The following is a 22,518-nucleotide window of genomic DNA, read 5'->3' as shown; positions in this document are numbered from 1 at the left end:
ACCGGGCGGAGCCAAATGGCTCCGCCCGGTTTGTTTGGCTGAAAATCAGCCCTGGGTGCAGTGGTCGAAGAAGAAGTAGCCCAGAGGAGTATAGTACATACCCTGGATGCCGTCGGCCAGCATATACTTCTGAGTGTAGAAGTACAGGGGGCACAGAGCGTAATCCTGGCCCATGATGATGTCCTCGGCCTCGTGCATCAGCTGCATACGCTCGGCAGGATCGGTAGAAGCCTTGGCAGCCTGGATCTTGGCGTCGTACTCGGCGTTGGAGTACTGAGCGTCGTTGTTGCCGCCGCCGGTGAGCCACATATCCAGGAAGGACATGGGATCGTTGTAGTCGGCGATCCAGCCGTTACGGGCGATGGAGTAATCGCCGTCCTTACGGGTCTGCAGGAAGGTGGCCCACTCCTGGTTGTTCAGGGTGACGGTCACGCCCAGCTGGGTCTGCCACATATTCTGCAGGGCCTCGGCAACAGCCTTGTGGGAGTCGTCGGTGTTGTACAGGTACTCAACAACGGGGAAGCCCTCGCCGTTGGGGTAGCCGGCCTCGGCCAGCAGCTGACGGGCCTCCTCGCAGTTGGCCTCGTAGTCAGCGTCGGTGGGCTTGTAGTAGTCGCCGCCCACGGTGCGGAAGTCGTCGCCGGTAGCGCCGGCAGCGTCGTAAACACCAGCGGGCACGAAGCCGCCAGCCTCGACCTGACCGGTCTGGGTGATCTCGTTGACGATGTAGGTACGGTCAATGGCCAGAGTGAAGGCCTTACGGACGCGAGGATCGTCGAAGGGGGCCTTCTGGGTCTGGTAGCAGACATAGTAGGTGCCGATGTAGTCCACGATCTTCAGGTCGCCGGAAGCCATCAGGCCGGCGATCTCGTCGGTGGGCATGGACTCGATGAAGTCCAGCTCGCCGGTCTTGAAGCCGTTCAGCATGGCGTTGTTGTCTTCCATCAGCTTAAAGGTGATCTTCTGGGGACCCAGGGTATCCACATTGTAGTAGTACTCGTTGGGCTCCATGACGATCTCGGAGTTGGTGACACGGTTGGTCATCTTGTAAGCGCCGTTGGACACGTAGGTAGCGGGATCGTAGGTCCACTGAGCGTTGCTCACGATGTCCTCACGCACGGGGAAGGTGGCGGGGAAGGCGCAGATCTCGGTGAAGTAGGGCAGGTCGGAGGTGATGGTGACCTCGAAGGTCTTGTCGTCGGGAGCGGAGACAGCCAGCTCGCTGGGCTCCATCTCGCCGTTCATGATGGCGTTGGCGTTGACCACGCAGTCGATCATGTAGCTGTAGTCAGCGGCGGTCTCGGGGTTGACCAGGCGCTGCCAGGAGAACACGAAGTCCTGAGCGGTAACGTCCTTGCCGTCGGACCACTTAATGCCGTCGCGCAGGTGGAAGGTGTAGGTAACGGTGCCGTCCTCGTTGGCAACCTTGTCGTAGCTCTCGGCCTGGCCGTAGCCCAGCTGAGCGTTGGTGCAGGTACCGTCGGAACCGGCGGTCTCGCTGCCGGAATCCTCCCAGCGCATCAGGCCCTCAAACATATGGCTGATCATAATGGCGCCGTCGACCGCGCTGTTCAGAGCGGGATCGATGGTCTGGGGCTCAGAAGCAATGTTGACAGTCATCTCAAAAGCGTCGCCGGAAGGAGCTTCGCTGCTGGGAGTGCCGCTGTTCTGAGCGTCAGGAGTCTCGTTGCTGTTGCTGGTGCCGCCGCCGCAGCCGGCCAGCAGGCCGAACACGAGGGCCCCGGACAGAAGCAGAGAGACAAGCTTTCTCTTTTTCATGGTTGGACCTCCATCTTTCTCATTTTTGTATCTATAACGCCTTGGGGCGCGATACACAGGGGAATGGTCATCGGCGCCCGCAGTGCGGGCGCCGAAAGGCCATGGCCTTTCGCACGTTAAAGTAAAGCAAAGATATTATACCACAGGTCAGGTACAGGTGTAAAGAAAATGTTTCGAAATTGTTACGAACTCTTCAGTTTATTTCTATCTGGTTCCGAAAAAAGGCGGCAATCTGCCGCCTTTTTCCAATTTTCGCTTGAGCGCCCTTACTGCGCGGACCCGGCTTTCCCTTAGCCCAGCAGGTGACAGGCGGCGTAGTGGCCGGGAGAATGCCTCCCACCCGGCTCAGGCCGCCGGGCGGGTACCCCATTCTCTTTCATCTGCTCGGGCGAAGTGAATTCGCCCGGCATCAAGGTTTTGGGCACAGCCCAAAACGCTTGGACGCCGCAATGCGGCGGCAGGCCCATTCGCCCCTCTTAGCCCAGCAGGTGACAGGCGGCGTAGTGGCCGGGCGAATGCTCCTTGAACTGAGGCACGCACTCCTTGCACTTCTCGGTGGCGTAGGGGCAGCGGGTATGGAACCGGCAGCCCGTGGGCGGATTCATGGGAGAGGGGATATCGCCCTGGAGCACGATACGCTGACGGGTCCGGCTCACCTCGGGATCGGGCACCGGCACGGCGGACAGCAGGGTCTTGGTGTAGGGGTGGATGGGATGCTTGTTCAGCTCGTAGCTCTCAGCCAGCTCCACCATGGTACCCAGATACATCACGCCGATACGGTTGGAGATGTGACGCACCACGGACAGGTCATGGGCGATGAACAGATAGGTCAGGCCCAGATCCTGCTGCATATCCTCCAGCATATTCACCACCTGGGACTGGATGGACACGTCCAGGGCGGAGATAGGCTCGTCACACACGATGAATTCGGGGCGCACCGCCAGGGCGCGGGCGATGCCCACGCGCTGCTGCTGGCCGCCGGAGAACTCATGGGGATAGCGGTTGGCGTGCTCGGTGTTCAGACCCACCCGGGCAAGCAGCTCCTTGATGCGGTCGGTGCGGTCCTTCTTGTTGGGGCACAGCTTGTGGATATCCAGGGCCTCACCAATGATCTCGCCCACCGTCATACGGGGGTCCAGAGAGGCGGAGGGGTCCTGGAAGATGATCTGCATCTTCCGCCGGTAGGGCAGCATATTGACTGCCTTGGGCTTGGGGGTCTTGACGTGGATCAGCTGACCGTTCTCGTCCTTCTGCCAGGGGTCCTCGCCCTCAAAGATGGTCTCGCCGTCATAGACGATCTTGCCGGACGTGGGGGGATGGAGCTGGAGGATGGTACGGCCCAGGGTGGTCTTGCCGCAGCCGGACTCGCCCACCAGGCCCAGGGTCTCGCCCCGCTTGATGAACAGGGACACGTCCTCCACGGCCTGGACGCCGGGGCCCTTCAGGCCCTTGACGCCAAAGTATTTCTTCAGGTGGTCTACCTGAACGAGGATATCATTCTTCTCACTCATGGTCGCCCGCCTCCTTGTTCTCGGTCTCCTGCGCGGGCTTGGCGTCCGCCTGGCCGGCCTTCTCCCTGGCCATCTGCTCCTGCACCCGCAGCCAGCAGGCGGAGCGGTGGTTGTCGCCCAGCTCCACATAGGGAGGCATCTTCTGCAGGCAGATCTTCATGGCGTATTCACACCGGGGAGCGAAGGGGCAGCCCTCGGGAGGATTGAGCATATCCACGGGGGTACCCTCGATGGGGATCAGGCGCTCGTAGCTCTCGGCGTCCACACGGGGCATGGACCGCAGCAGGCCCATGGTGTAGGGGTGGCCGGGCTTGTAGAAGATGTCGTCCACAGGGCCCTGCTCCACCATCTTGCCGGCATACATGACGGAGACCTTGTCGCAGATCTCGGCCACCACGCCCAGGTTATGGGTGATGAAGATGATGCCCATGTGGGTCTTCTTCTGCAGCTCCTTCATGAGCTCCAGGATCTGAGCCTGGATGGTCACGTCCAGAGCGGTGGTGGGCTCATCGGCGATGAGCAGCTGAGGATGGCAGATCAGGCCCATGGCGATCATGACGCGCTGACGCATACCGCCGGACAGCTCATGGGGATACTGCTTCATCCGCTTTTCCACGTTGTTGATGCCCACCATCTCCAGCATCTCCATGGCCCGCTTGGCGGCCTCCTCCTTGGAGACCTTCTTGTCGTGGGCCTTCAGGGCCTCGATGAGCTGGTTGCCGATGGTGTACACGGGGTTCAGGCAGGTCATGGGGTTCTGGAAAATCATGGCCACCTTGTTGCCCCGCAGGTCGATCATCTCTTCCTTGCTCTTGGCCAGCACGTCCTCGCCCTCCAGGGTGATGGAGCCGCCCACCACCTTGCCGGGGGACTGGAGCAGGCCGATGATGGAGTAGGCCTCCACGCTCTTGCCGGAGCCGGACTCGCCCACGATGCCCATGACTTCGTCATAGTTCAGGTCATAGCTGATGCCGCCCACAGCCTTGACTTCGCCGGCGGGGGTAAAGAAGGAGACGTGGAGATCCTTCACTTCCAGCAGCTTGCCGGTTTTCTGTTTTTCTTCCATGGTGTCTCCTCCTTTCTTACTTCTTCAGACGGGGATCCAGAGCGTCGCGCAGGCCGTCGCCGAACAGGTTCAGGCAGAGGATCAGGATGCTCAGGATGATGGCGGGGATAAACAAACGATAGGGATAGCTCTGCAGGCCGCTCAGACCATCGGAGCACATGGAGCCCAGGCTGGTCATGGGGGCGGAAACGCCCATGCCCAGGAAGGACAGGAAGGACTCGGTAAAGATGGCGGAGGGGATCTGCAGGAAGGTGGTGGTCACGATCTGGCCCACGCAGTTGGGCAGCAGATGGCGCTTGATGATGCGCCCGCCCTTGGCGCCCAGGGCGCGGGCGGCGGTGACGTACTCCTGCTGCTTGAGCTGGAGGATCTGGCCGCGGATGATGCGGCTCATGGTCACCCAGTACAGCAGGCCGAAGGCGATGAAGATGGCGATCAGGTTGGGGCCCAGAATGGTGACCATGTTCTGGAAGAACCCGTCGCCCGAGTTTTGGAAGTCCTCCAAAATGGGTTTGAGCGTGGCGCCCAGCAGCAGGATGATGAGCACCTCGGGGATGGTGTAGATGATCTCCACGATACGCTGCATGACGGCGTCCACCTTGCCGCCGCAGTAGCCGGAGATGGAGCCGTAGATGGCACCGATGACCAGCACGATGAGGGCACAGCAGATACCGACAATCATGGACACACGGGTACCGATCATGGTACGGACCATAATATCACGGCCCTGCATATCGCAGCCGAACACATGGGGGAAAACCGACTCGCCGTTGGCGATGCGCTGCAGCTCGTCGTTGGTGTAGCCGAACAGCTTGGGCTTGATGCCCAGCTCGGCCCGCAGCTCGTCCACGTCGCCGCCGCTCTTCACCTGAGCGCGGATCTGAGCTTCCTCGATGCGGCTGAGCTCGCGGCCCTCGGCCTCGGCCTCGGCCCGGGCCAGCTCAATGGCTTTCTCCGGGTCCTGCGCCGCCGCCAGCTCCTCCTGGTCCTCCAGGGAGTAGTGCCAGGGGTGCAGGTTGTTGGCGCCGGGGATCACTTCATCATAGCTGTAGGGCACGATCAGGGGACCCACAAAGGCAAACAGGCCCAGCAGGATCACGATGACCATGGCCACCATGGCTACCTTGTTGCGGCGCAGGCGGCGCCATGCGTCCTTCCAATAGGACACGCTCTTGCGGTCCTGAATAAAACTCTCTTTCTCTTCTGCGCTGGCCGGCTGAAAGGCGTCTTCCGGCAGCTTGTTCCAATCCAGGATATCTTCAATATCCGGCTGAAGAGAGCCGAGCACTTTTTTCCGTTTCTCTGCCAACTCAGTTCCCTCCCTTGCTCAGATTGATCCGCGGGTCCACCAGCTTGTACAGCAGGTCCACAACCAGGTTCATCACGATGATGAAGGCCGCCAGGAAGATGGTGGTGCCCATGATGATAGGATAGTCACGGGACTGGATGGACTGGACGAAGTAGCGGCCCAGACCGGGGATGGAGAACACCTGCTCCACCACGAAGCCGCCGCACAGGGTAAAGGCGATCTGGGGGCCCAGATAGGTGATGACGGGGATCAGGGCGTTGCGCAGGGCGTGCTTGAAGATGATCTTCTTGTTGCGCAGGCCCTTGGCCCGGGCAGTCTTGATGTACTCCTGGTTGATGGAGTCCAGCATGGCGGTACGGGTCTGCCGGGACAGATAACACATGGGGTAGAAGCCCAGGGCAGCACAGGGCAGCACATAGCTCTGCCAGCTGCCGTCAAATACCGTTGGTAATATCTTAAAGCCCTCAATACCACCGGTAAAGATCTGCAGCAGGATGGTAGCCACCACGAAGCCTGGCATGGAGATACCTATTGTACATATTACGCGCAATAGGCTGTCCACCCAGGTACCTCGTTTGTATGCGGCCAGACAGCCCAATGGGACGCCCACCAAAATAGCCCACACAATGGCGATGATACCGATCTTGGCCGAGATGGGGAACATGGTGGTGATGATGTCCAGCACCGGCCGGTCCTTCTGCATCTTAATGGAGGTACCGAAATCGCCGTGCAGAATGTTGCCCAGGTACTTACCCAGCTGCACGATGACCGGCTGGTCCAAGCCGTACTTCTCATTCAGGGCATCGATGGTGGCCTGAGATGGGGTCTTCTCAGACAGCCAGGGGTTGCCCGGAATGGCGTTCATGAGGAAAAAAGTGAGGCAGATGACGATGAACAGGGTAATCACTGCCATCAGCACTCTTTTCAAAACATATTTTGCCATTTCTTCACTTCCTATACCAGTCTCTGTTCGTTTTCCGTGAATGCCCCACAATAAACGTCTGTTTATTTTATCGTAATTAACACCTTCCGTCAAGAGTTCTGCCGCCTGAATTTGATGGAATCGCCGTCAAATCTTGCAGCTGTCCTTGTCAGAAAGACACTTTTCTGCATAATTGTCCATTTCATTCTTCGACATCGGATGCTTTCTTCCCTTGTATCACCTGCTTTTCGACACTTTTTCTCGCTAATGCGATGAAATTTGCTTATATATATTCACGATTTTGCCCCGCATATTCATTTTAACGGAATTCTTGCAAAACCCCGGCTTTGAATCTTGCCCCACCGTCTGGTTGCAAAACCCATGCCAAGATAAAGAAACGCGGACAGATGAGGGACCATCCCCCGTCTGTCCGCGCCCATCTTTGAACGCTGTATTCTGTTTTGGAGCCGGTCAATCAAAGCCCAGGCCCATATAGCCATGGGTCTCCTCCCCCCACAGGGCGCCCTTCTCCCGGTCATACCACTTGACCATGCCGAAGGGCTGGAGATAGCTGCCCTGCATCCCGTCCCACTGGGCCGGGGTGCGGACGAAGCACCGCTGACCGGGCATCTGGGCGGCCAGGGCGGCCAGGCCACGGGGCATATGCTCCGGCGGCAGCAGCAATTCCTTAAAAAGAACGCTCTCCTGGTTCAGGTATTCGGCGGCGGCACAGCCCTGGAACTCTCCCACGGTGACGCGGTACAGACCGCCGCCGGTGATCTTACCCATTCCCTCCTGATAGCGAATCAGCTCCTGGCTGTAGGAGACAAAGGGCAGGCCTGCCAGCGCCGCCTCCCGGATGGCGTTGTACTCCGCCGGGCTGATGGGTTCCACCTTGTCCTCCGGGAAGGCGGGCGTGGTCATGCTCCGCAGCAGCTCCACCTTGCGGGTAAAAAAGCCGGGCAGATAGCCCACCATGCCGAAAAATTTAAAGAGCCCAGCCTCAGCGGGCACCACAGTCACACAGTCGGCCCCCCGAGCCTTCAAAAACTCGTCCACATAGAGCAGAAGCTGCCGGCCATAGCCCTTGCCGCGCACATTGGGGTCGGTGGCCAGGGCGTAGACATACCAGGCGGAGGCGGTGCCGCCGCCTGGCAGGTGGATGGTCTGAGGCAGCAGGGCCAGCATGGAGGCCAGCTTCCCGTCCTCCAGCAGCAGGAGGGTGTCCTCCGGCCGCCAGCAGCATTCATAGAACCAGTCAATATAGCGGGGGTCCTCCCCAAAGGCGGCCCGCCACAGGTCCTTCTGGGCCTGGGCCTCGCCGGGCCGGGAGGGACGGATCTCTACCATAGGAACACTCCTCTCTCTTTCAGGCGGCAGACAGGACCCGCACGGAATTCGTGCCGCAAATCATCTTATCCCAGTACAGTTCGCCGACATGATATCATGGCCTCCGGAAATTGGCAAGGGAAATCCGGCGAACCGGCCCGGAAGCAGGAAAATGGGCGGCCAAAGGCCGCCCATTCAACGATTTATTGCTGCTCCACCAGCATGAGGCAGCCGTCCTGATCGTATTTCAGCCGCTGAACCTCCGCCTTGGTGTTGCGGATGATGTCGTCCATGCGGACGCTCTCGGTGACGGTGGCCACAAAGGTATAGGCCACGCCGTGGCGCTTGGCACGGCCGGTACGGCCGATGCGGTGGGTGTAGTTCTCCATCTCGTCAGGCACGTCGTAGTTGAACACCGCGTCCACGTCGTCGATGTCCAGGCCACGGGCGGCCACGTCGGTGGCCACCAGCACCTTGATCTCGCCCTTTTTAAACTTGTCCAGGGTCTTTTCCCGCACCCGCTGCTGGATATCGCCGTGGATGGCCTGGCAGGAAATGCCCCGCATCTGGAGCAGCCCGGCCAGCCGGTCGGTCATGTTCTTGGTGTTGCAGAAGGCAATGGCCCGCTCGTACTCCCCGTGGGTGATGAGGGCCACGATGGTGTCCAGCTTCTTCTCCCGGCCGTCCAGATCAATGCGGTACTGGGTGATGTCGGGCTTGGACTCCTCCACCGGGCGGACGGTGATCTCAATGGGGTCACGCTGGTACACCCAGGAGATGTCCATCACCTCCCGGCTGATGGTGGCGGAGAACATCCCCAGGTTCTTCCGGTGCTTCAGCTGGTCCAGAATACGGGTCACGTCCCGGACAAAGCCCATATCCAGCATCCGGTCGGCCTCGTCCAGCACCACCGTCTCCACCTTGTCCAGCTTGACGGTGCGCCGCTTCATGTGGTCCATGAGGCGGCCGGGGGTGGCCACCACGATCTGGGGGCGCTTCTTCAGGGTGTTGATCTGCTTGTCGATGGGGGCGCCGCCGTAGAGGCACACGGTGCGTACCCCTTCCTTAAATTCGCACAGGTCCCGCAGCTCCTCCTGGATCTGCACTGCCAGCTCCCGGGTGGGGGCCAGCACCAGGGCCTGCACATCCTGGTTGTCCGGATCGATGTGCTCCACCATAGGAATGCCGAAGGCAAAGGTCTTGCCGGTACCGGTAGGGGCCTTGGCGATCACGTCCTTCCACTCCATAAAATAGGGAATGGCGCCCGCCTGGACCGGCGTGGCCTGGACGTAGCCCTTCTTGTCGATGGCCTTCATGACCTCAGGGGACAGGCCCAGGTCGGCGTAGTTGACGATCTCGTTGACCTGCTCGCCGTTGATTTCCATGGGTACAAAACTTCCTTTCCGTTTCAGTCTGCCTGATTCAAGGTCCCCACAGGCATCGAAACTCCCTTTCGTACCCAACGCCCTCTTTCCCCGGGGCGCGACCTCAAATCGTACCGAAAAAGTGTATCATATCCGGGGAAAAAATGCAATCCTTTCACCCTGGAGGGGGCTCATGCCGGCAAAAAACCGGCGGGCGGCCATAAAGGCCGCCCTTACAAGTCAGTTATCTTCGCTACTCTCTTCTGCTGAACCGTACTCCGCACTCCAGATTTCTAACGCCTCTTTGATACCATGAAGCATACCACGATAATAGTAGTACCGACAACAACTGTGCAAATAGTGTGCCCCGCTCTTCAAATACTGCTCTAGCAGTTCGCCTGTTTCATCGGTCAATCTCTGCCGAAGTGCTGTCAGGTCCCGCTCAAGCGCCTCCAGAACCTGTGTTGTCTCCCAGTTATAGGGGCCTTTCCCAACACCAAACGAAGGGCATTGTTCATAGGCAGCCTCCCAATCCATTGCATCACCCCCCGCACGTCTTACTATTTGTCTTACATACTTATATCACAAATTGTATTACGTTGTAAATGACAAAATGTAAGACATGGTGATACTATGGCTAAATTTAAACTGCCCGCCGTTCCCGGCACCACCTCTAAAACCATCCGCTTTCCCAATCAGATCCTGGAGGAGGTTGAGAAAGCCATTCAGGGAACTGACTGCAACTTCTCCCAGTTTGTCATTGAGGCCACCCGGGTGGCGCTGGAAAACCTGAAGGAGGAGGACCATCCGCAGTCCTCCACATAAAAAAGGACGCACCGCGCTGCGGTGCGTCCTTTTCCTTTTATTACGCCCGTTTGGCGGCCAGGGATACCCAGCCGTTCTGCTCCCGGCGGCGGATGATGTGCAGGCCGTTGCGCTCCAGGGCAGCCTCCACCTCGGCGGAGCGGGTGTCGATGATGCCGGAGCACAGGAACACCCCGTCCTCGGTCATCCACTCCCCCGCCTTGGCGGACAGGGGCATGATCACGTCGGCCACGATGTTGGCCAGTACCAGGGGGTAGCGCTGCTGGCCCAGCTCCTTGACCAGAGCCTGGTCAGTGAGCACATCCCCCGCCCGGACGGTGTACCGCTCCCTGCCGATGCCGTTGAGGCCGGCGTTCTCATAGGCCACGTCCACCGCCTTGGGGTCAATGTCCACCGCCACGGCGGTGGAGGCCCCCAGGGCCATGGCGGCGATGGACAGGATACCGCTGCCGCAGCCCAGATCCAGCACCGGCTGGCCGGGTACCACATACTCCTCCAGCCCCATGAGGCACAGCTGGGTAGAGGCGTGGTTGCCGGTACCAAAGGTAAGGCCGGGGTTGAGGTACACCGGGGTGCGTCCCTCCGGCGGGGTCTGATCCCGCTCCCACTCAGGGACGATCCACAGCTTCTCGCCCACGGTCATGGGCTTATAATACTTCTGCCAGGAGTGAGCCCAGTCGTTGTCCCCCAGGGATGCGGTGGTGTAGGGCTTGTCGATGCCCTCCAGCCAGCGCGCCAGCTGGGCCTTGCCGTCTGCGTCGTCGGTGACGTAGAACTTGACTCGGCACACGCCCTTCATCCGCTCCATCAGGTCCTCGTCCACATAGTCCCAGTACTGACGGTTCTGCTCCAGGAAGGTCTTGAAGTCCTCTTCATCCTCAATGGCGAAGCCGGTGACGCCGTTGGCGGTGAGCCGGGCACACAGGCCGTCCAGTTCCTCCTCGGTGGTGTCCAGCACCACTTCCAGCCACTTGATATCCTCCATCAGCGCTCGCTCCCCATAAAGAAGAGGGCCACGGTGCCCGGGCCGGAGTGGGCGCCGATGACGGGACCCACATAGTTGATGACGATATCCTCCACCCCAAAGCGGGCCCGGATATCATCAGCCACCTTCTGGGCGTCTGCCAGGCAATCGCCGTGGCTGATGAAGATGGACTGACCCTTCAGATCCAGCACGGTCTGCTCCATGTGGTCCACCAGGGCCTTGAGGGAGGCGTTGCGGCCCCGGGCGGTGCCTACCTTAATGAGGTGGCCCTCATTGTCCACGTGCATCACCGGCTTGATGGACAGCATGGTGCCCAGCACAGCGGTGGCGGCGGAGATGCGGCCGCCCCGCTTGAGGAAGTGGAGGTCGTCCACGGTGAACCAGTGGCACAGGTTGAGCTTGTGCTCCTCGGTCCAGTCCCGTACCTCCTCCATGGTCTTACCCTGCTTTTTCAGGTTGGCGGCATACCACACCAGCAGGCCCTGACCCAGGGAGGCGCACAGGGTATCCACCACATACACCTTCCGGTCGGGATACTGCTCCATCAGCTCCCCGGCGGCGATCTGGGCGGAGTGGCAGGTGGCGGACAGGCCGGAGGAGAAGGCCAGCACCAGCACGTCCTTGCCCTCCTTCAGAATGGGCTCCATAGCCTCGGTATAGTCGGCCACATTGACGGCGGCGGTGGTAGCCATGGCGCCCCCCCGCAGGCGGGCATAAAAATCCGCCGGGTCGATGTCCCGGTTGTCGGGATAGTTGAAGTAGGTCTTATCCTCCATAGTGAAGGACAGGGGAATCACTTCCACCCCCAGCTCGGCCACCAGCTCGGCGGTCAGGTCGGCGGAGGAGTCGGTCAAGATCACATATTCTCCCATTGTTCAGAGAACCTCCATCGTTGTTAAAATCTGAGCGGTATTCAGTCTTTTTTCTTCTTTTCCTTTTCATTGGGGGGCTGTTTGGCCCGCAGCAGTTCCAGGATACGCTGGCAGGCCAGCTTGTCGGCATAGCTGCGCAGGGCCAGCGCCAGGGCCAGGCCGGGCAGGTCCTCCTCCCCGGCGGTGGGGTCCAGGGACCCGGCGGTCACGTCCAGGGCCCGGTCCAGCTCCATGCGGAACTGCTCGTACAGCTCCTTGGGCTCACGCCCCTGAGCTGCCGCGGCCAGCAGCAGACCGGCATCCTTCACCGACAGCACCTGCTTGAGGGCGCACAGGGCTGTGAGGTAGGCCAGGTGGGTGCGGGAGTACCGCTTGCCCTCCGCCCGGGGCATGGCCCCATCTTTAATATAATTATTCACCATGGCGGAGGTCAGGGCCTCCCCCTCTCCATAGTGGATCAGTTGGCGGGGCATATAGTTGATGAGCTGGTCCATATACAGCCCGATATCGGGGAAACCCTCCCAATCTACCGGTCGTTCCCCCTCCAGCCGCTCCTTTAATGCGCGGATCTCTTCCAAGGTGGGCCTCCTTTCTGGTTTTCAAAACCATATCTAAACATATCGCTGTCATTATACCACATCACTTTCCCGGAAGTAAACCCTTTCAGGTGCTGAAAACAGGCCTGTTTTCTCACATAACAGCATTATGTGACCCTTTTCACCCACCTGCGGGCACGGAGAGAGACCGGCTGAAAACTTCCAGGTTTTTTGTGGGGTTTGACGAATGAATAAATATTGCATTTATTTGCATACGGTGTATAATAAGAGACACCTAATACAAGGAACGCAATGAGGATCGCGTGATACGCAATGAATAGGAGAGAATACAGTATGAAGAACTTCAAGAAGCTGGCCCTGATGGGCCTGACCGCAGTCATGTCTCTGTCTCTGCTGGCCGCCTGCGGCGGCGGCAACAGCGGCAGCGCCGAGACCCCCGCCAACAACACCGAGACCCCTTCCGTTGAGAACACCGAGACTCCCGCCGCCTCCGGCGAGTTCACCACCGTGGAGGCCGGTAAGCTGATCATGAGCACCAACGCTCAGTTCCCCCCCTATGAGATGGTGGGCGACGGCGAAGGCTACGAGGGCACCGGCTATGAGGGCATCGACGTGGAGATCGCCTATGCCATCGCCCAGAAGCTGGGCCTGGAGCTGGTCGTGGACAACATGGGCTTTGACGCCGCCCTGCAGGCTGTGCAGACCGGCAAGAGCGACATCGTCATGGCCGGCGTCACTGTGACCGACGACCGTCTGGAGGTCATGGACTTCTCCGACACCTACGCCAACGGCATTCAGGTCGTCATTGTCCCCGAGAACTCCGACATCGCCACCATCGATGATCTGGAGGGCAAGCTGATCGGCTGCCAGATGGGCACCACCGGCTACATCTACTGCTCCGACACCCCCGAGAACGGCGGCTACGGCGAGGACGCCGTGATCCCCTATGACGACGGCGCCGCTGCCATCCAGGCTCTGATGAACGGCCAGGTTGACTGTGTGGTTATCGACAACGCTCCCGCCCAGGAGTATGTGAAGGCCAACCCCGGTCTGAAGATTCTGGACACTGAGTTCGCCAACGAGAACTACGCCATCGGCTTTGCCAAGGGCAACACCGCTCTGAAGGACGCCGTCAACACCGCTCTGAACGAGCTGATCGAGGACGGCACCGTGCAGTCCATCATCGACAAGTATATCCCCGCTGAGGGCTAAGACAAACGACAAATCCGTGTTCAACTGAAAAGGGCGGCCTTCGGGCCGTCCTTTTTCGGGTCGTATTTGGCAGAAGGTAAGAAAGGAGAATCTCTGTGAACTGGGCGCAACTCTATGAGTCCCTGGGACAGCAGCTGAAAGACGGTGTGGACTTGCCCTGGTGGCAAGACGCCTTTGTGGGCATTTATAAGGCCTTCTTTGAGGAGGGCCGTTGGCAGTTCTACCTGGACGGCGTGCTGACCACCCTCTGGATCACCGCCATGGCCCTGATCCTGGGTATTGTGCTGGGCGTGGTAGTGGCTGTGATCCGCACCACCCACGATCAGCAGCGTCTGGGACGGCACAACCCCGTCCTGGGCGTACTGAACGTGATCTGCAAAATCTATGTTACCATTATCCGCGGCACCCCCATGATGGTCCAGCTGCTGATTATGGGCTTTATCATCTTTAAAAGCAGCCGTGAGTACACCCTGGTGGGCACCCTCACCCTGGGCATCAACTCGGGCGCCTATGTGGCCGAGATCGTCCGCGGTGGCCTGATGAGCGTGGATATCGGCCAAAGCGAAGCCGGACGGTCCCTGGGCCTGAACTATCTGGACACCATGCGCTTTATTGTCATTCCCCAGGCCTTTAAGAACATCCTGCCTGCTCTGGGCAACGAGTTTATCACCCTGTTTAAGGATACTGCTCTGATCTCCGCCATCGGCGGCAAGGAGCTGGTCTATGCCGCCAAGTCCATCGGCAGCAAGACCTACGATGTGATGTATCCCTATCTGGGCATCGCCATCATCTATCTTCTGATGGTCATGCTCTTCACCTGGCTGCTGGGTATTCTGGAAAGGAGGCTGCGTCAAAGTGATAGACGTTAAACATCTGTCCAAGTCCTTCGGGGACCATCTGGTGCTGGACGACATCTCCGAGCACATCTATCCCGGGGAGAAAGTGGTCATCATCGGGCCCTCCGGCTCGGGCAAGTCCACCTTCCTGCGCTGCCTCAACCTGCTGGAGGCCCCCACCAAGGGCACCATCACCTTTGAGGGCACCGCCATCACCGACCCCAAGACCAACATCGACCTGATCCGTCGGCAGATGGGTATGGTGTTCCAGCACTTCAACCTCTTCCCCAACATGACCATTCGGAAGAACATTACCCTGGCTCCCGTCCGCACCAAGCTGATGAGCCAGGCCGAGGCCGATGACACCGCCACCGCCCTGCTGAAGCGGGTGGGTCTGGAGGAGAAGGCGGACGCCTATCCCGCCCAGCTCTCCGGCGGCCAGAAGCAGCGTATCGCCATTGTCCGGGCTCTGGCCATGAAGCCCAAGGTGATGCTGTTCGACGAGCCCACCTCCGCCCTGGACCCCGAAATGGTGGGCGAGGTGCTGGAAGTCATGAAGCAGCTGGCCGACGAGGGCATGACCATGGTGGTGGTCACCCACGAGATGGGCTTTGCCCGGGAAGTGGGCAGCCGGGTCCTCTTTATGGACGGCGGCCATGTGCTGGAGCAGAACGAGCCCCACGCCTTCTTCGCCAACCCCAAGGAACAGCGTACCATCGAATTTTTGTCCAAGGTGCTGTAATCTGCCACGTCCCCCGGTACAAACTGTACCGGGGGACGTTTTCCGTTTCTTTTTCACCGGTCGGCTTTGACAAGCTGGGCTTTTTGCGCTATAATGGCACACTATCTTCCCAAATGACCGGAGTACCATACTATGATGAACCGTGAACAAATCCTTTCCCTGCTGCGCAAGGACCGGCTGTGGCAGGCGGTCTTTCTGCTTTTGACCCCCTTTACCGCCGTGTGGCTCATGCAGTTTACATACGGAGCCAATCCTTTTGCTCTGACCTTCCCCGTACTGGTGGCCAACGCCCTGTGCGTGGCTCTGCTGTTCTGGCTGCTGTGCGCCCTGGTGGGGCGCATCGCCCCCTGCACCATCGGCATCCACATCGCCGCCGGGTCCTGGGGCGCCGCCAACTGCTTCGTCAACACCTTCCGGGGCACCCCCATCCTGCCCTGGGATTTCTCCGCCCTGGGCACCGCCGCCAGCGTGGCGGGCAACTACCACCTGTTCCTCACCTGGCAGATGGGAGTCGCCATCTTTCTGGCGGCCGCCCTGGTGGTATTCCTCCACCCGGAGCGGCGCAAGGCCCGGCTGCGGCTCACCACCCGGAAGCGCCTGCCCCTGCGGCTGGCCTGTCTGGCGGCGGGGCTGGCCTGCCTCATGTTCCTGCTACCCTCGGAAAAGCTGGAGAAGCTGGGGGTCAAGACCGACGTGTGGGATCAGGCGGGGGCCTACCGCACTGGCGGCTGCCTGGCCGTGTTTTACCGCAACACCGAGTTTCTGGAGGTTGAGGAGCCGGAGGGCTACTCCCCGGAGAACGTGGATACCCTGCTGGAGGGGGTGGAGGCCCTGGAGCCGGCGGCGGTGTCGGTCCAAAAGCCCAACATCATCGCCATCATGAACGAGTCCTGGGCCGATTTTGAGTCCTACGGCAACCTGCAGCTCAGCGAGAGCGTCACCGACTACATCCGCTCCCTGGACAATTCCATCTTCGGCCACACCTATACCTCGGTATTCGGGGCGGGTACCAGCGCCAGCGAGTTTGAGTTCCTCACCGGCAACACCATGGCCTTCCTGCCCTCGGGCAGCATTCCCTACCAGCAGTATGTGCTGGGGCCCACCGCCTCTCTGGCCTCCCTGCTGAAGGCCCAGGGGTATGACACCCTGGCCTTCCACCCCGGCGAGCGCACCTCCTGGCAGCGCAACCTGGCCTATCCCCAGCTGGGCTTTGACCAGTTCAAGTGTGTGGAGGACATGGACGTGGCCCAGACCATGGAACACGGCTATGTCAGCGATCAGTCCGATTTCCAGCAGATCATCTGGGAGTTTGAGCACAAGGAGGAGGGGCAGCCCCTCTTCCTGTTCAACGTCACCATCCAGAACCACGGCAGCTACACCGCCGAGGACTATCTCGCCCAGGTCACCCTCACCGACCAGCCGGGCAAGTACCCCCAGGCCGAGCAGTACCTCACCCTGGCCAACAAGACCGACCAGGCCTTCCGCACTCTGGTGGAGTATTTCCAGAACCAGGAGGAGCCCACCATTATCCTCATGTTCGGTGACCACCAGCCCTCGGTGGAGCAGGGCTTCCTGGACAAGGCCTACGGCGTCACCCAGGACCAGATGAACATGAATCAGTACATGGGCAAGTATGAGACACCCTTTGTGATCTGGGCCAACTATCCCCTGCCGGAGGAGGGCCCGGAGATCACCAGTCTGAACTTTTTGAGCCTCTATCTGCTGCGGTACGCCGGTATCGGGGGCACGGTGTACGACGGCTATCTGTGGCAGCTCCAGCAGCAGCTGCCCGCCCTCACCTTTGTGGGCTATATGGACACAGCCGGGCAGGCCCACAGCCATCTGGAGACCAACGACTACGCCGCCCTCATTGAGGACTACCAGCAGATACAGTACAACAACCTGTTTGGAGGGGGCGGACGGCGAAGCGCCGTTTTCGATCCCTGAGCTGCCCACAAAAAAGCGCGCCGCATCTGCGGCGCGCTTTTTTCATTCCCTGAGATTCCAGGCAAAGTGGTCCAGATCCTCCTCCAGGATCAGCTCCCGTTTGCTGTCAGCAATCGTAATGGGGCGGATGGGGCGGCAGGGATTGCCGTAAGCCAGCCAGCCGGCGGGGATGTCCTTGGTGACCACACTGCCCGCGCCGATCACCGCTCCGTCTCCGATGGTGACGCCGTCCAGCACCACCACGTTGCAGGCCAGCCACACCCCGCTGCCGATGTGGATCTCCCGGGCAAACTCCGCCATGGTGGTGCGGCCCTCCCCGTCCAGGCCGGTGCGCTCCTGGGCGGGCAGGGGGTGGTTGGTGGCCATCAGGGACACGTTGGGCCCAAAGCACACGTTGTCCCCGATGAATACCCTGGCATCATCCATCACCATCAAATTGAAGTTGGCGAAAAAGTTCTCTCCAATAAAGGTATGGCAGCCGTAGTTAAACTGGACAGGGCCCTGGAAGTAGCAGGCCTTGCCCGCCCGGCCCAGAATGGCCCGGATCACTTCCCCCCGGTCAGGGTCGTACTCGTCCATGGAATTGTACTTCCGGCAGGCCTCATGGGCCTTGTGCTTCAGGTCCTTCAGCTCCTGCCGCCGGGGATCAAACATCTTCCCGGCAAAGATCTTTTCTTCCTCCGTCATGCTTCATTCACCTGATTTGCCTTGGAATTGGTCCCCTTCCGACAGCGCGCTGTTGCGGAAGGAATTTTTCAGCAGCCGGATGCAGTCGCCCAGCAGCTGATCCAGGTCGGAGAATACGGTGTGAGCCAGCCTGTTGTAGTAGGTATTGAGCAGCCCGTTGAGAAATACGATGATGGAGAAGGCCGCCGCGTCCCGGGACACCTGGAGGGTATATCCCTTGTCGCTCAGATAGTGCTCCATCACCTGCCGGGTGAGGGTAAAGACCTCCATCCCAGCCTCATACTTCCGCCGGGCCACCTCCTCCATCTCGGTGCCGGCGTAATCGGCCTGCATGGGGACCTTTTTCAGCGCCATCACCTCGTAAAAGGTGGGGTGGCTCCACGCAAACTCCAGATAGGTGTGCAGGAAGGCGTCAAACTGAGCCTCCCCGCCGGAGACGGTTTCCATGGCCTGCCGCAGACTGTCGCACAGCTGGCGGTAGCCCTCAATCACCACCGACAGATATACCTCATCCTTGTTGACAAAATAGAGATAGATCTTGGTGGCTGAGGCGCCGATTTTCTGCCCCAGGCGGCGCATGGTCAGGCCCTCATAGCCGTCGGCCGCAAGGATGTCCAGGGCGGCGTCCAGAATACGGGCTTTTTCTGCTGCTTTTTCCGCAGGCGTCTTTTCCCTGGGCGGCATAAGACCACCTCTCTTTCCTCTCTTTCTTGATACCGTTATTGTACCAAATCCTATTTTTACATTCAATACTTCCCTTTTTTCAGGGGGGCGTAATATTTCTGAGAAAGGTATGGATATCCCGGGGGAAATGTGATAAGCTGTAAACCGGTGTCCACCGGAACACCGCGCTTTTTTGCAGAAAGGAGGTCTCCCCGTTGAAGCCGGACTACAACGAGCTGCTGGAAATCGTAAGCGAAATGGGCTTCCGGCTCATGCTCAGCGGAGCGGAGATCTACCGGGTGGAGGAGTCCATCAGCCGCCTGCTCCAGGCCTATGGGGCCGAGCGGGGGGAGGTCTTTGCCATCCCCAACTGCATCATCGTCAGTCTCACCTCTCCCCAGGGGGAACCTATGACCCAGATCCGCCGGATGCCCAACCACGGCACCGACATCTACCTGCTGGAGCGGTACAACGATCTGTGCCGCCGCCTGTGCCGGGAGACGCCCCCCTTTGAGGAGGCCCTGGACAGTATGCGTCAGATCGAGCGCACCCACAAGGTCTACTCTCTGCCCGTCCAGCTGCTGGCCCACTTCCTGGGCTGCGGGATGTTCTCCCTGTTCTACGGCGGCTCGGTATGGGACGGTCTGTGCGGCGGACTCTGCGGCATGGTGATCTGCCTGTGTATGGCCTTCACCTCCAAGCTGGGGGCCAACCTCTTTTTCAAAACCATCGCCGGCGCGGCGGTGTCCGCCTTTGTGGCCCTGGCCCTTACTGCCGCCGGCATTGGCCAGAATTCCGACAGCATCATCATCGGCGCCCTGATGGCCCTGGTGCCCGGCATTGCCTTTACCAACGCCATGCGGGATATTATGGCCGGCGACATGGTGGCCGGCATCAGCAAGGCCGCAGAGGCCCTGCTCATCGGAGCGGCCATCGCCCTGGGCACCGCTCTGGCCCTGGGCCTGATCCGAATGCTGATGGGAGGCTGACATGGAAGAGTTTACCTACTATCTGCCCTGTATCTACGCCTTCCTGGCCTGCATCGGCTTTTCCCTGCTGTTCAACATCCACGGAGCCGCGGGTATGCTCATCTGCGCCGGCGGCGGGGCCCTGGGCTGGCTGGTCTATCTGCTGGCCGCCCCCCTGGTTCACAGCGACATCATCCAGTCCTTTTTCGCCGCCCTGGCCATCTCCGCCTGGTCGGAGATCATGGCCCGTCTGCGCCGGTGCCCGGTGACCAGCTATCTGCTGGTGGCCCTCTTTCCCCTGGTGCCCGGCGGCGGCATCTACTACACCATGGAGCACGCCATGAGCGGGGAGACCTCCCTGTTCCTGGAGTCTCTGCTCCACACCCTGGGCCTGGCCGGGGCCCTGGCGGTGGGCGTGCTGATGGTGGCCTCTCTGGCCCGCCTGGTCACCAACTACCAGAATCACCGGCGGGGCCTGTCAGGAGGCAAACACCCATGAGACGCTACGATTTCGTCCTGCTGGACGCGGATAATACCCTGTTCGACTTTGATCGCTCGGAGCACGAGGCCCTGCGCCTGGCTCTGGAGGCCTTCTCCATCCCCTGTCCCCCGGAGACCGAGGCCCTCTATGTGTCCATCAACAGTTTCCTGTGGGCCATGCTGGACCGGGGAGTGGCCACCCGGGAGTGGCTGGTGGTGGAGCGCTTTGCCCGGCTCACCGCCGCCCTGGGGGTGGACGCCGACCCCGCCGCCCTCAACCGGACCTATCTGGACCGGCTGGGCGAGCAGTCCTTTCTCCTCCCCGGCGCCCTGGAGGTCTGCCGGGCCCTGGGGGAGCACTGCACTCTTGCCATCCTCACCAACGGCGTGGCCCGGGCCCAGCGGGGCCGGTTTGACCGCTCCCCCCTGAAAGAACTCATTCCCCATCTCTTTATCTCCGAGGAGATCGGCGCTTCCAAGCCCAGCCCCGCCTTCTTCCGACCGGTGCTGGACGCCCTGGGCATCACCCACCTGAGCCGGGCCCTGATGGTGGGGGATAACCTGACCTCCGACATCGGCGGCGGCGCCGCCATGGGGCTGGATACCGCCTGGTACAACCCCCGCCATCTGCCCAATCCCGGCCCCGTTACCCCTACCTGGGAGATCGCCAGGCTGGAGGAACTGCTGCCGCTGGTGCTGGACGGCCCTGATTTTTAAACTTCAAACGAGGTGTTTTGTTTGTCCCGCTCGCTCTATTCCCAGCTTACCGGCAACTCCTCTCCGCCGCCCCGCCGCCGTCTGCCCCTGGTGCTGGCGGCCATTGCGTTGGGTGTGGTTCTGGTGACCGTTCCGGTGCTCAGCCGCTCCCCGGCGGAGGGGGCTGATCCCCTCCCCACGGCCACCGTCACTCCCACGCCTACACCTACCCCTACACCTGCCTTTGATTTTACCCAGCCCGCCCCCAAGACCGATCCGGTGGACATGGACTACTTCTCCGACGCCCTGTTCATCGGCGACTCCCGCACCCATGGGCTGGAGCTGTACAGCGGCGTCAGGGGCGCCACCTTCTACGTCTACACCGGACTGAGTATTTTCGGGGTGAACAATCCCGGCCTGGTGACGGTGGACGGACAGGACTATTCCATTGTGGAAGCCCTGGAGAAGGGTCCCCAGTTCGGCAAGGTCTACATAGCCTTCGGTATGAATGAGCTGGGTTATTACAATGAGGAAAACTATTTGCGCACCTTCGGCGTCTTTATAGAGGAGGTAAAGGCCCTTCAGCCCAATGCCGTGGTCTATCTGCAAAATCTGGCCCCGGTGGACGAGGCCAAATGCAAGGCCTACGGTCAGGCCTCCTGCATTACCAACGCCCGGGTAGAGGCCTTTAACCAGCTGTTTGCCCAGCTGGCCCGGGAGCATCAGGTGGTGCTGGTGGACGTGTACAGCGCCCTCACCGCCGACGGCCCCCTGCCGGACGACGCCACGTCGGACGGCATCCACTTCAAGCGTCCCTGGTATGAAACATGGCTGACCTGTCTGATGGAACACACCGTGGACCCGGCGATCTACCAGGCCGGACAGACCCATGCGGATGATATGGAAGGAGATAAAGAACCATGAAGAACCTGTTGACCCGACTGCTGCCCGGCGTGCTTGCCCTGTGCCTGACCCTTTCCGCCTGCGGAGGCGGTGGAAGCGCCAAGAGCTATGACCCTGCCACCACCGCCAAGGCTCTGCTGGAATCCGACGCCTTCAGCGACACCTTGGACACCCTGGACAAGGACACCGCCGCCACCATGTACGGCATTGACGCCTCCACCATCACCGACTGCGTGGTTTACACCTCCCTGTCCATGGGCGCGGAGGAGATCGCCGTGCTCACCCTCACTGACGAGGCCGCCGCCAAAACCGCCAAGGAGGCCCTGGATAAGCGGGTCAGCGATCAGATCACCGCCCTGGAGAGCTATATGCCCGGAGAGGTGGACAAGCTCAACCACGCCATCGTGGAGCAGACCGGCAACACCGCCCTGCTGGTGGTGGCCGCCGACGCTGACGCCGCTCGCAGTGTGCTGGACAGCCTGAACTGAGTCCCACCCAAAAACGCCGGGGATACCCCGGCGTTTTTTCTGAAAAAATAAACTGGCTTTCCCTCAACTTTTCACTGGCCCCTGCCGTCTAACAGATGCAAACACAAGACCCCCGGCCGGGTCCAGTTTATACAGATCGAGGTGTCTTCATTGTCCCAGTCCTATCATCCCAAACGCATGAAAAACAAGAGAAATGGCCCCGGTGCCACCCTGCCCCTGCTCATTGCCGCCGCAGCGGTATGCGTCTGTCTGCTGCTCATCCCCTCCGCGGGCAAGAGCGCTCCCCCCGCCGCCGAGGTTACCCCCTCCGTGCAGCCCGAGGTCACCCCCTCCGCACCGGTGACCGAGCCCTCCGCCGCCCCGTCGGAGTCTCCGGC

General features: G+C 60.5%; 24 protein-coding genes. 11 read left to right on the top strand and 13 right to left on the bottom strand.

The genetic code is table 11. The features are described from left to right. Window positions 1–45 precede the first annotated feature (45 nt). From B5E56_RS11220 to B5E56_RS11185, 8 genes are all read right to left on the bottom strand, one after another. Window positions 46–1,779 (bottom strand): peptide ABC transporter substrate-binding protein, encoded by a 1,734-nt coding sequence (locus B5E56_RS11220; protein WP_087390119.1) that lies wholly within the window; start codon window positions 1,777–1,779, stop codon window positions 46–48. A 476-nt stretch (window positions 1,780–2,255) separates the two neighbouring features. After that, complete coding sequence (locus B5E56_RS11215) at window positions 2,256–3,290, bottom strand: ABC transporter ATP-binding protein (RefSeq protein ID WP_087270717.1); 1,035 nt, start codon at window positions 3,288–3,290, stop codon at window positions 2,256–2,258. Next, entirely contained in the window at window positions 3,283–4,356 is a 1,074-nt protein-coding gene (locus B5E56_RS11210) for an ABC transporter ATP-binding protein (RefSeq protein WP_087390116.1), read from the bottom strand. Before B5E56_RS11210 ends, B5E56_RS11215 begins: the two co-directional genes overlap by 8 nt. 16 nt (window positions 4,357–4,372) lie before the next feature. Continuing rightward, entirely contained in the window at window positions 4,373–5,665 is a 1,293-nt protein-coding gene (locus B5E56_RS11205; protein WP_087390113.1) for an ABC transporter permease, read from the bottom strand. 1 nt (window position 5,666) lies between these two features. Further along, on the bottom strand, window positions 5,667–6,608 hold the full coding sequence (locus B5E56_RS11200) for an ABC transporter permease (protein WP_087390111.1): 942 nt from the start codon (window positions 6,606–6,608) through the stop codon (window positions 5,667–5,669). A 450-nt stretch (window positions 6,609–7,058) separates the two neighbouring features. Then, window positions 7,059–7,937 carry a GNAT family N-acetyltransferase gene (locus B5E56_RS11195; protein ID WP_087390109.1) on the bottom strand — a complete coding sequence of 293 codons (879 nt, stop codon included), beginning with the start codon at window positions 7,935–7,937 and terminating at the stop codon, window positions 7,059–7,061. A 182-nt stretch (window positions 7,938–8,119) separates the two neighbouring features. Next, window positions 8,120–9,301: a DEAD/DEAH box helicase gene (locus B5E56_RS11190; RefSeq protein ID WP_087188483.1), complete on the bottom strand. Its 1,182-nt coding sequence runs from the start codon at window positions 9,299–9,301 to the stop codon at window positions 8,120–8,122. A 219-nt stretch (window positions 9,302–9,520) separates the two neighbouring features. Beyond that, window positions 9,521–9,817, bottom strand: coding sequence for a hypothetical protein (locus B5E56_RS11185; protein ID WP_087390106.1), 297 nt, complete (start codon window positions 9,815–9,817; stop codon window positions 9,521–9,523). 96 nt (window positions 9,818–9,913) lie between these two features. On the opposite strand from B5E56_RS11185, the gene B5E56_RS11180 reads away from it, so the two are divergent. Next, the gene (locus B5E56_RS11180) at window positions 9,914–10,105 is read left to right on the top strand and encodes a YlcI/YnfO family protein (protein WP_087330197.1); all 192 of its coding nucleotides are present in this window, start codon (window positions 9,914–9,916) and stop codon (window positions 10,103–10,105) included. Window positions 10,106–10,145: 40 nt separating this feature from the next. Here the strand turns inward: B5E56_RS11180 and prmA are convergent, their stop codons facing one another. From prmA to B5E56_RS11165, 3 genes are read right to left on the bottom strand one after another with little or no spacing between them, the layout of a single operon-like run. Next, window positions 10,146–11,090, bottom strand: a complete 945-nt coding sequence (gene prmA / locus B5E56_RS11175) for a 50S ribosomal protein L11 methyltransferase (protein ID WP_087390103.1) — start codon at window positions 11,088–11,090, stop codon at window positions 10,146–10,148. After that, entirely contained in the window at window positions 11,090–11,962 is an 873-nt protein-coding gene (locus B5E56_RS11170; protein WP_087330194.1) for a DegV family protein, read from the bottom strand. The genes prmA and B5E56_RS11170 overlap by 1 nt, the downstream gene beginning before the upstream one ends. 41 nt (window positions 11,963–12,003) lie before the next feature. Beyond that, window positions 12,004–12,540, bottom strand: a complete 537-nt coding sequence (locus B5E56_RS11165) for a DUF1836 domain-containing protein (protein WP_087188486.1) — start codon at window positions 12,538–12,540, stop codon at window positions 12,004–12,006. Between the two features lie 312 nt (window positions 12,541–12,852). On the opposite strand from B5E56_RS11165, the gene B5E56_RS11160 reads away from it, so the two are divergent. The 4 genes from B5E56_RS11160 to B5E56_RS11145 all read left to right on the top strand — a co-directional run bounded on the left by B5E56_RS11160 (window position 12,853) and on the right by B5E56_RS11145 (window position 17,256). Further along, window positions 12,853–13,731 (top strand): ABC transporter substrate-binding protein, encoded by an 879-nt coding sequence (locus B5E56_RS11160; protein ID WP_087390100.1) that lies wholly within the window; start codon window positions 12,853–12,855, stop codon window positions 13,729–13,731. A gap of 152 nt (window positions 13,732–13,883) precedes the next feature. Next, the gene (locus B5E56_RS11155) at window positions 13,884–14,600 is read left to right on the top strand and encodes an amino acid ABC transporter permease (RefSeq protein ID WP_242958928.1); all 717 of its coding nucleotides are present in this window, start codon (window positions 13,884–13,886) and stop codon (window positions 14,598–14,600) included. After that, complete coding sequence (locus tag B5E56_RS11150; protein ID WP_087270697.1) at window positions 14,587–15,309, top strand: amino acid ABC transporter ATP-binding protein; 723 nt, start codon at window positions 14,587–14,589, stop codon at window positions 15,307–15,309. The genes B5E56_RS11155 and B5E56_RS11150 overlap by 14 nt, the downstream gene beginning before the upstream one ends. Window positions 15,310–15,441: 132 nt before the next feature. Beyond that, window positions 15,442–17,256 (top strand): LTA synthase family protein, encoded by a 1,815-nt coding sequence (locus B5E56_RS11145; protein ID WP_242958921.1) that lies wholly within the window; start codon window positions 15,442–15,444, stop codon window positions 17,254–17,256. Window positions 17,257–17,298: 42 nt separating this feature from the next. Here B5E56_RS11145 and B5E56_RS11140 read toward each other — a convergent pair whose 3' ends face one another. Next, a complete protein-coding gene (locus B5E56_RS11140; RefSeq protein ID WP_087390097.1) occupies window positions 17,299–17,943 on the bottom strand; it encodes a sugar O-acetyltransferase in 645 nt (214 codons plus the stop codon). Between the two features lie 3 nt (window positions 17,944–17,946). Continuing rightward, complete coding sequence (locus tag B5E56_RS11135; RefSeq protein ID WP_087188492.1) at window positions 17,947–18,627, bottom strand: TetR/AcrR family transcriptional regulator; 681 nt, start codon at window positions 18,625–18,627, stop codon at window positions 17,947–17,949. A 194-nt stretch (window positions 18,628–18,821) separates the two neighbouring features. On the opposite strand from B5E56_RS11135, the gene B5E56_RS11130 reads away from it, so the two are divergent. From B5E56_RS11130 to B5E56_RS11105, 6 genes are all read left to right on the top strand, one after another. Then, window positions 18,822–19,595, top strand: a complete 774-nt coding sequence (locus tag B5E56_RS11130; RefSeq protein WP_206404980.1) for a threonine/serine exporter family protein — start codon at window positions 18,822–18,824, stop codon at window positions 19,593–19,595. 1 nt (window position 19,596) lies between these two features. Beyond that, on the top strand, window positions 19,597–20,073 hold the full coding sequence (locus B5E56_RS11125; RefSeq protein WP_087188493.1) for a threonine/serine exporter family protein: 477 nt from the start codon (window positions 19,597–19,599) through the stop codon (window positions 20,071–20,073). Continuing rightward, window positions 20,070–20,771, top strand: a complete 702-nt coding sequence (locus B5E56_RS11120) for a YjjG family noncanonical pyrimidine nucleotidase (protein WP_087390094.1) — start codon at window positions 20,070–20,072, stop codon at window positions 20,769–20,771. Before B5E56_RS11125 ends, B5E56_RS11120 begins: the two co-directional genes overlap by 4 nt. Window positions 20,772–20,792: 21 nt before the next feature. Further along, window positions 20,793–21,674 (top strand): GDSL-type esterase/lipase family protein, encoded by an 882-nt coding sequence (locus B5E56_RS11115; protein WP_087390092.1) that lies wholly within the window; start codon window positions 20,793–20,795, stop codon window positions 21,672–21,674. Further along, window positions 21,671–22,141, top strand: coding sequence for a DUF4358 domain-containing protein (locus B5E56_RS11110; protein ID WP_087390089.1), 471 nt, complete (start codon window positions 21,671–21,673; stop codon window positions 22,139–22,141). Before B5E56_RS11115 ends, B5E56_RS11110 begins: the two co-directional genes overlap by 4 nt. 150 nt (window positions 22,142–22,291) lie before the next feature. Beyond that, window positions 22,292–22,518, top strand: a 227-nt coding sequence (locus B5E56_RS11105) for a hypothetical protein (protein WP_206404979.1), incomplete at its 3' end; no start/stop codon positions are given.

The organism is Flavonifractor sp. An112 (genome assembly GCF_002161085.1).
In the GTDB taxonomy this organism is placed as follows: Bacteria; Bacillota; Clostridia; order Oscillospirales; family Oscillospiraceae; genus Flavonifractor; species Flavonifractor avicola.
The sequence above is the reverse complement of the archived record's forward strand: the minus strand, read 5'-3'. Positions and strand labels throughout refer to the sequence as shown.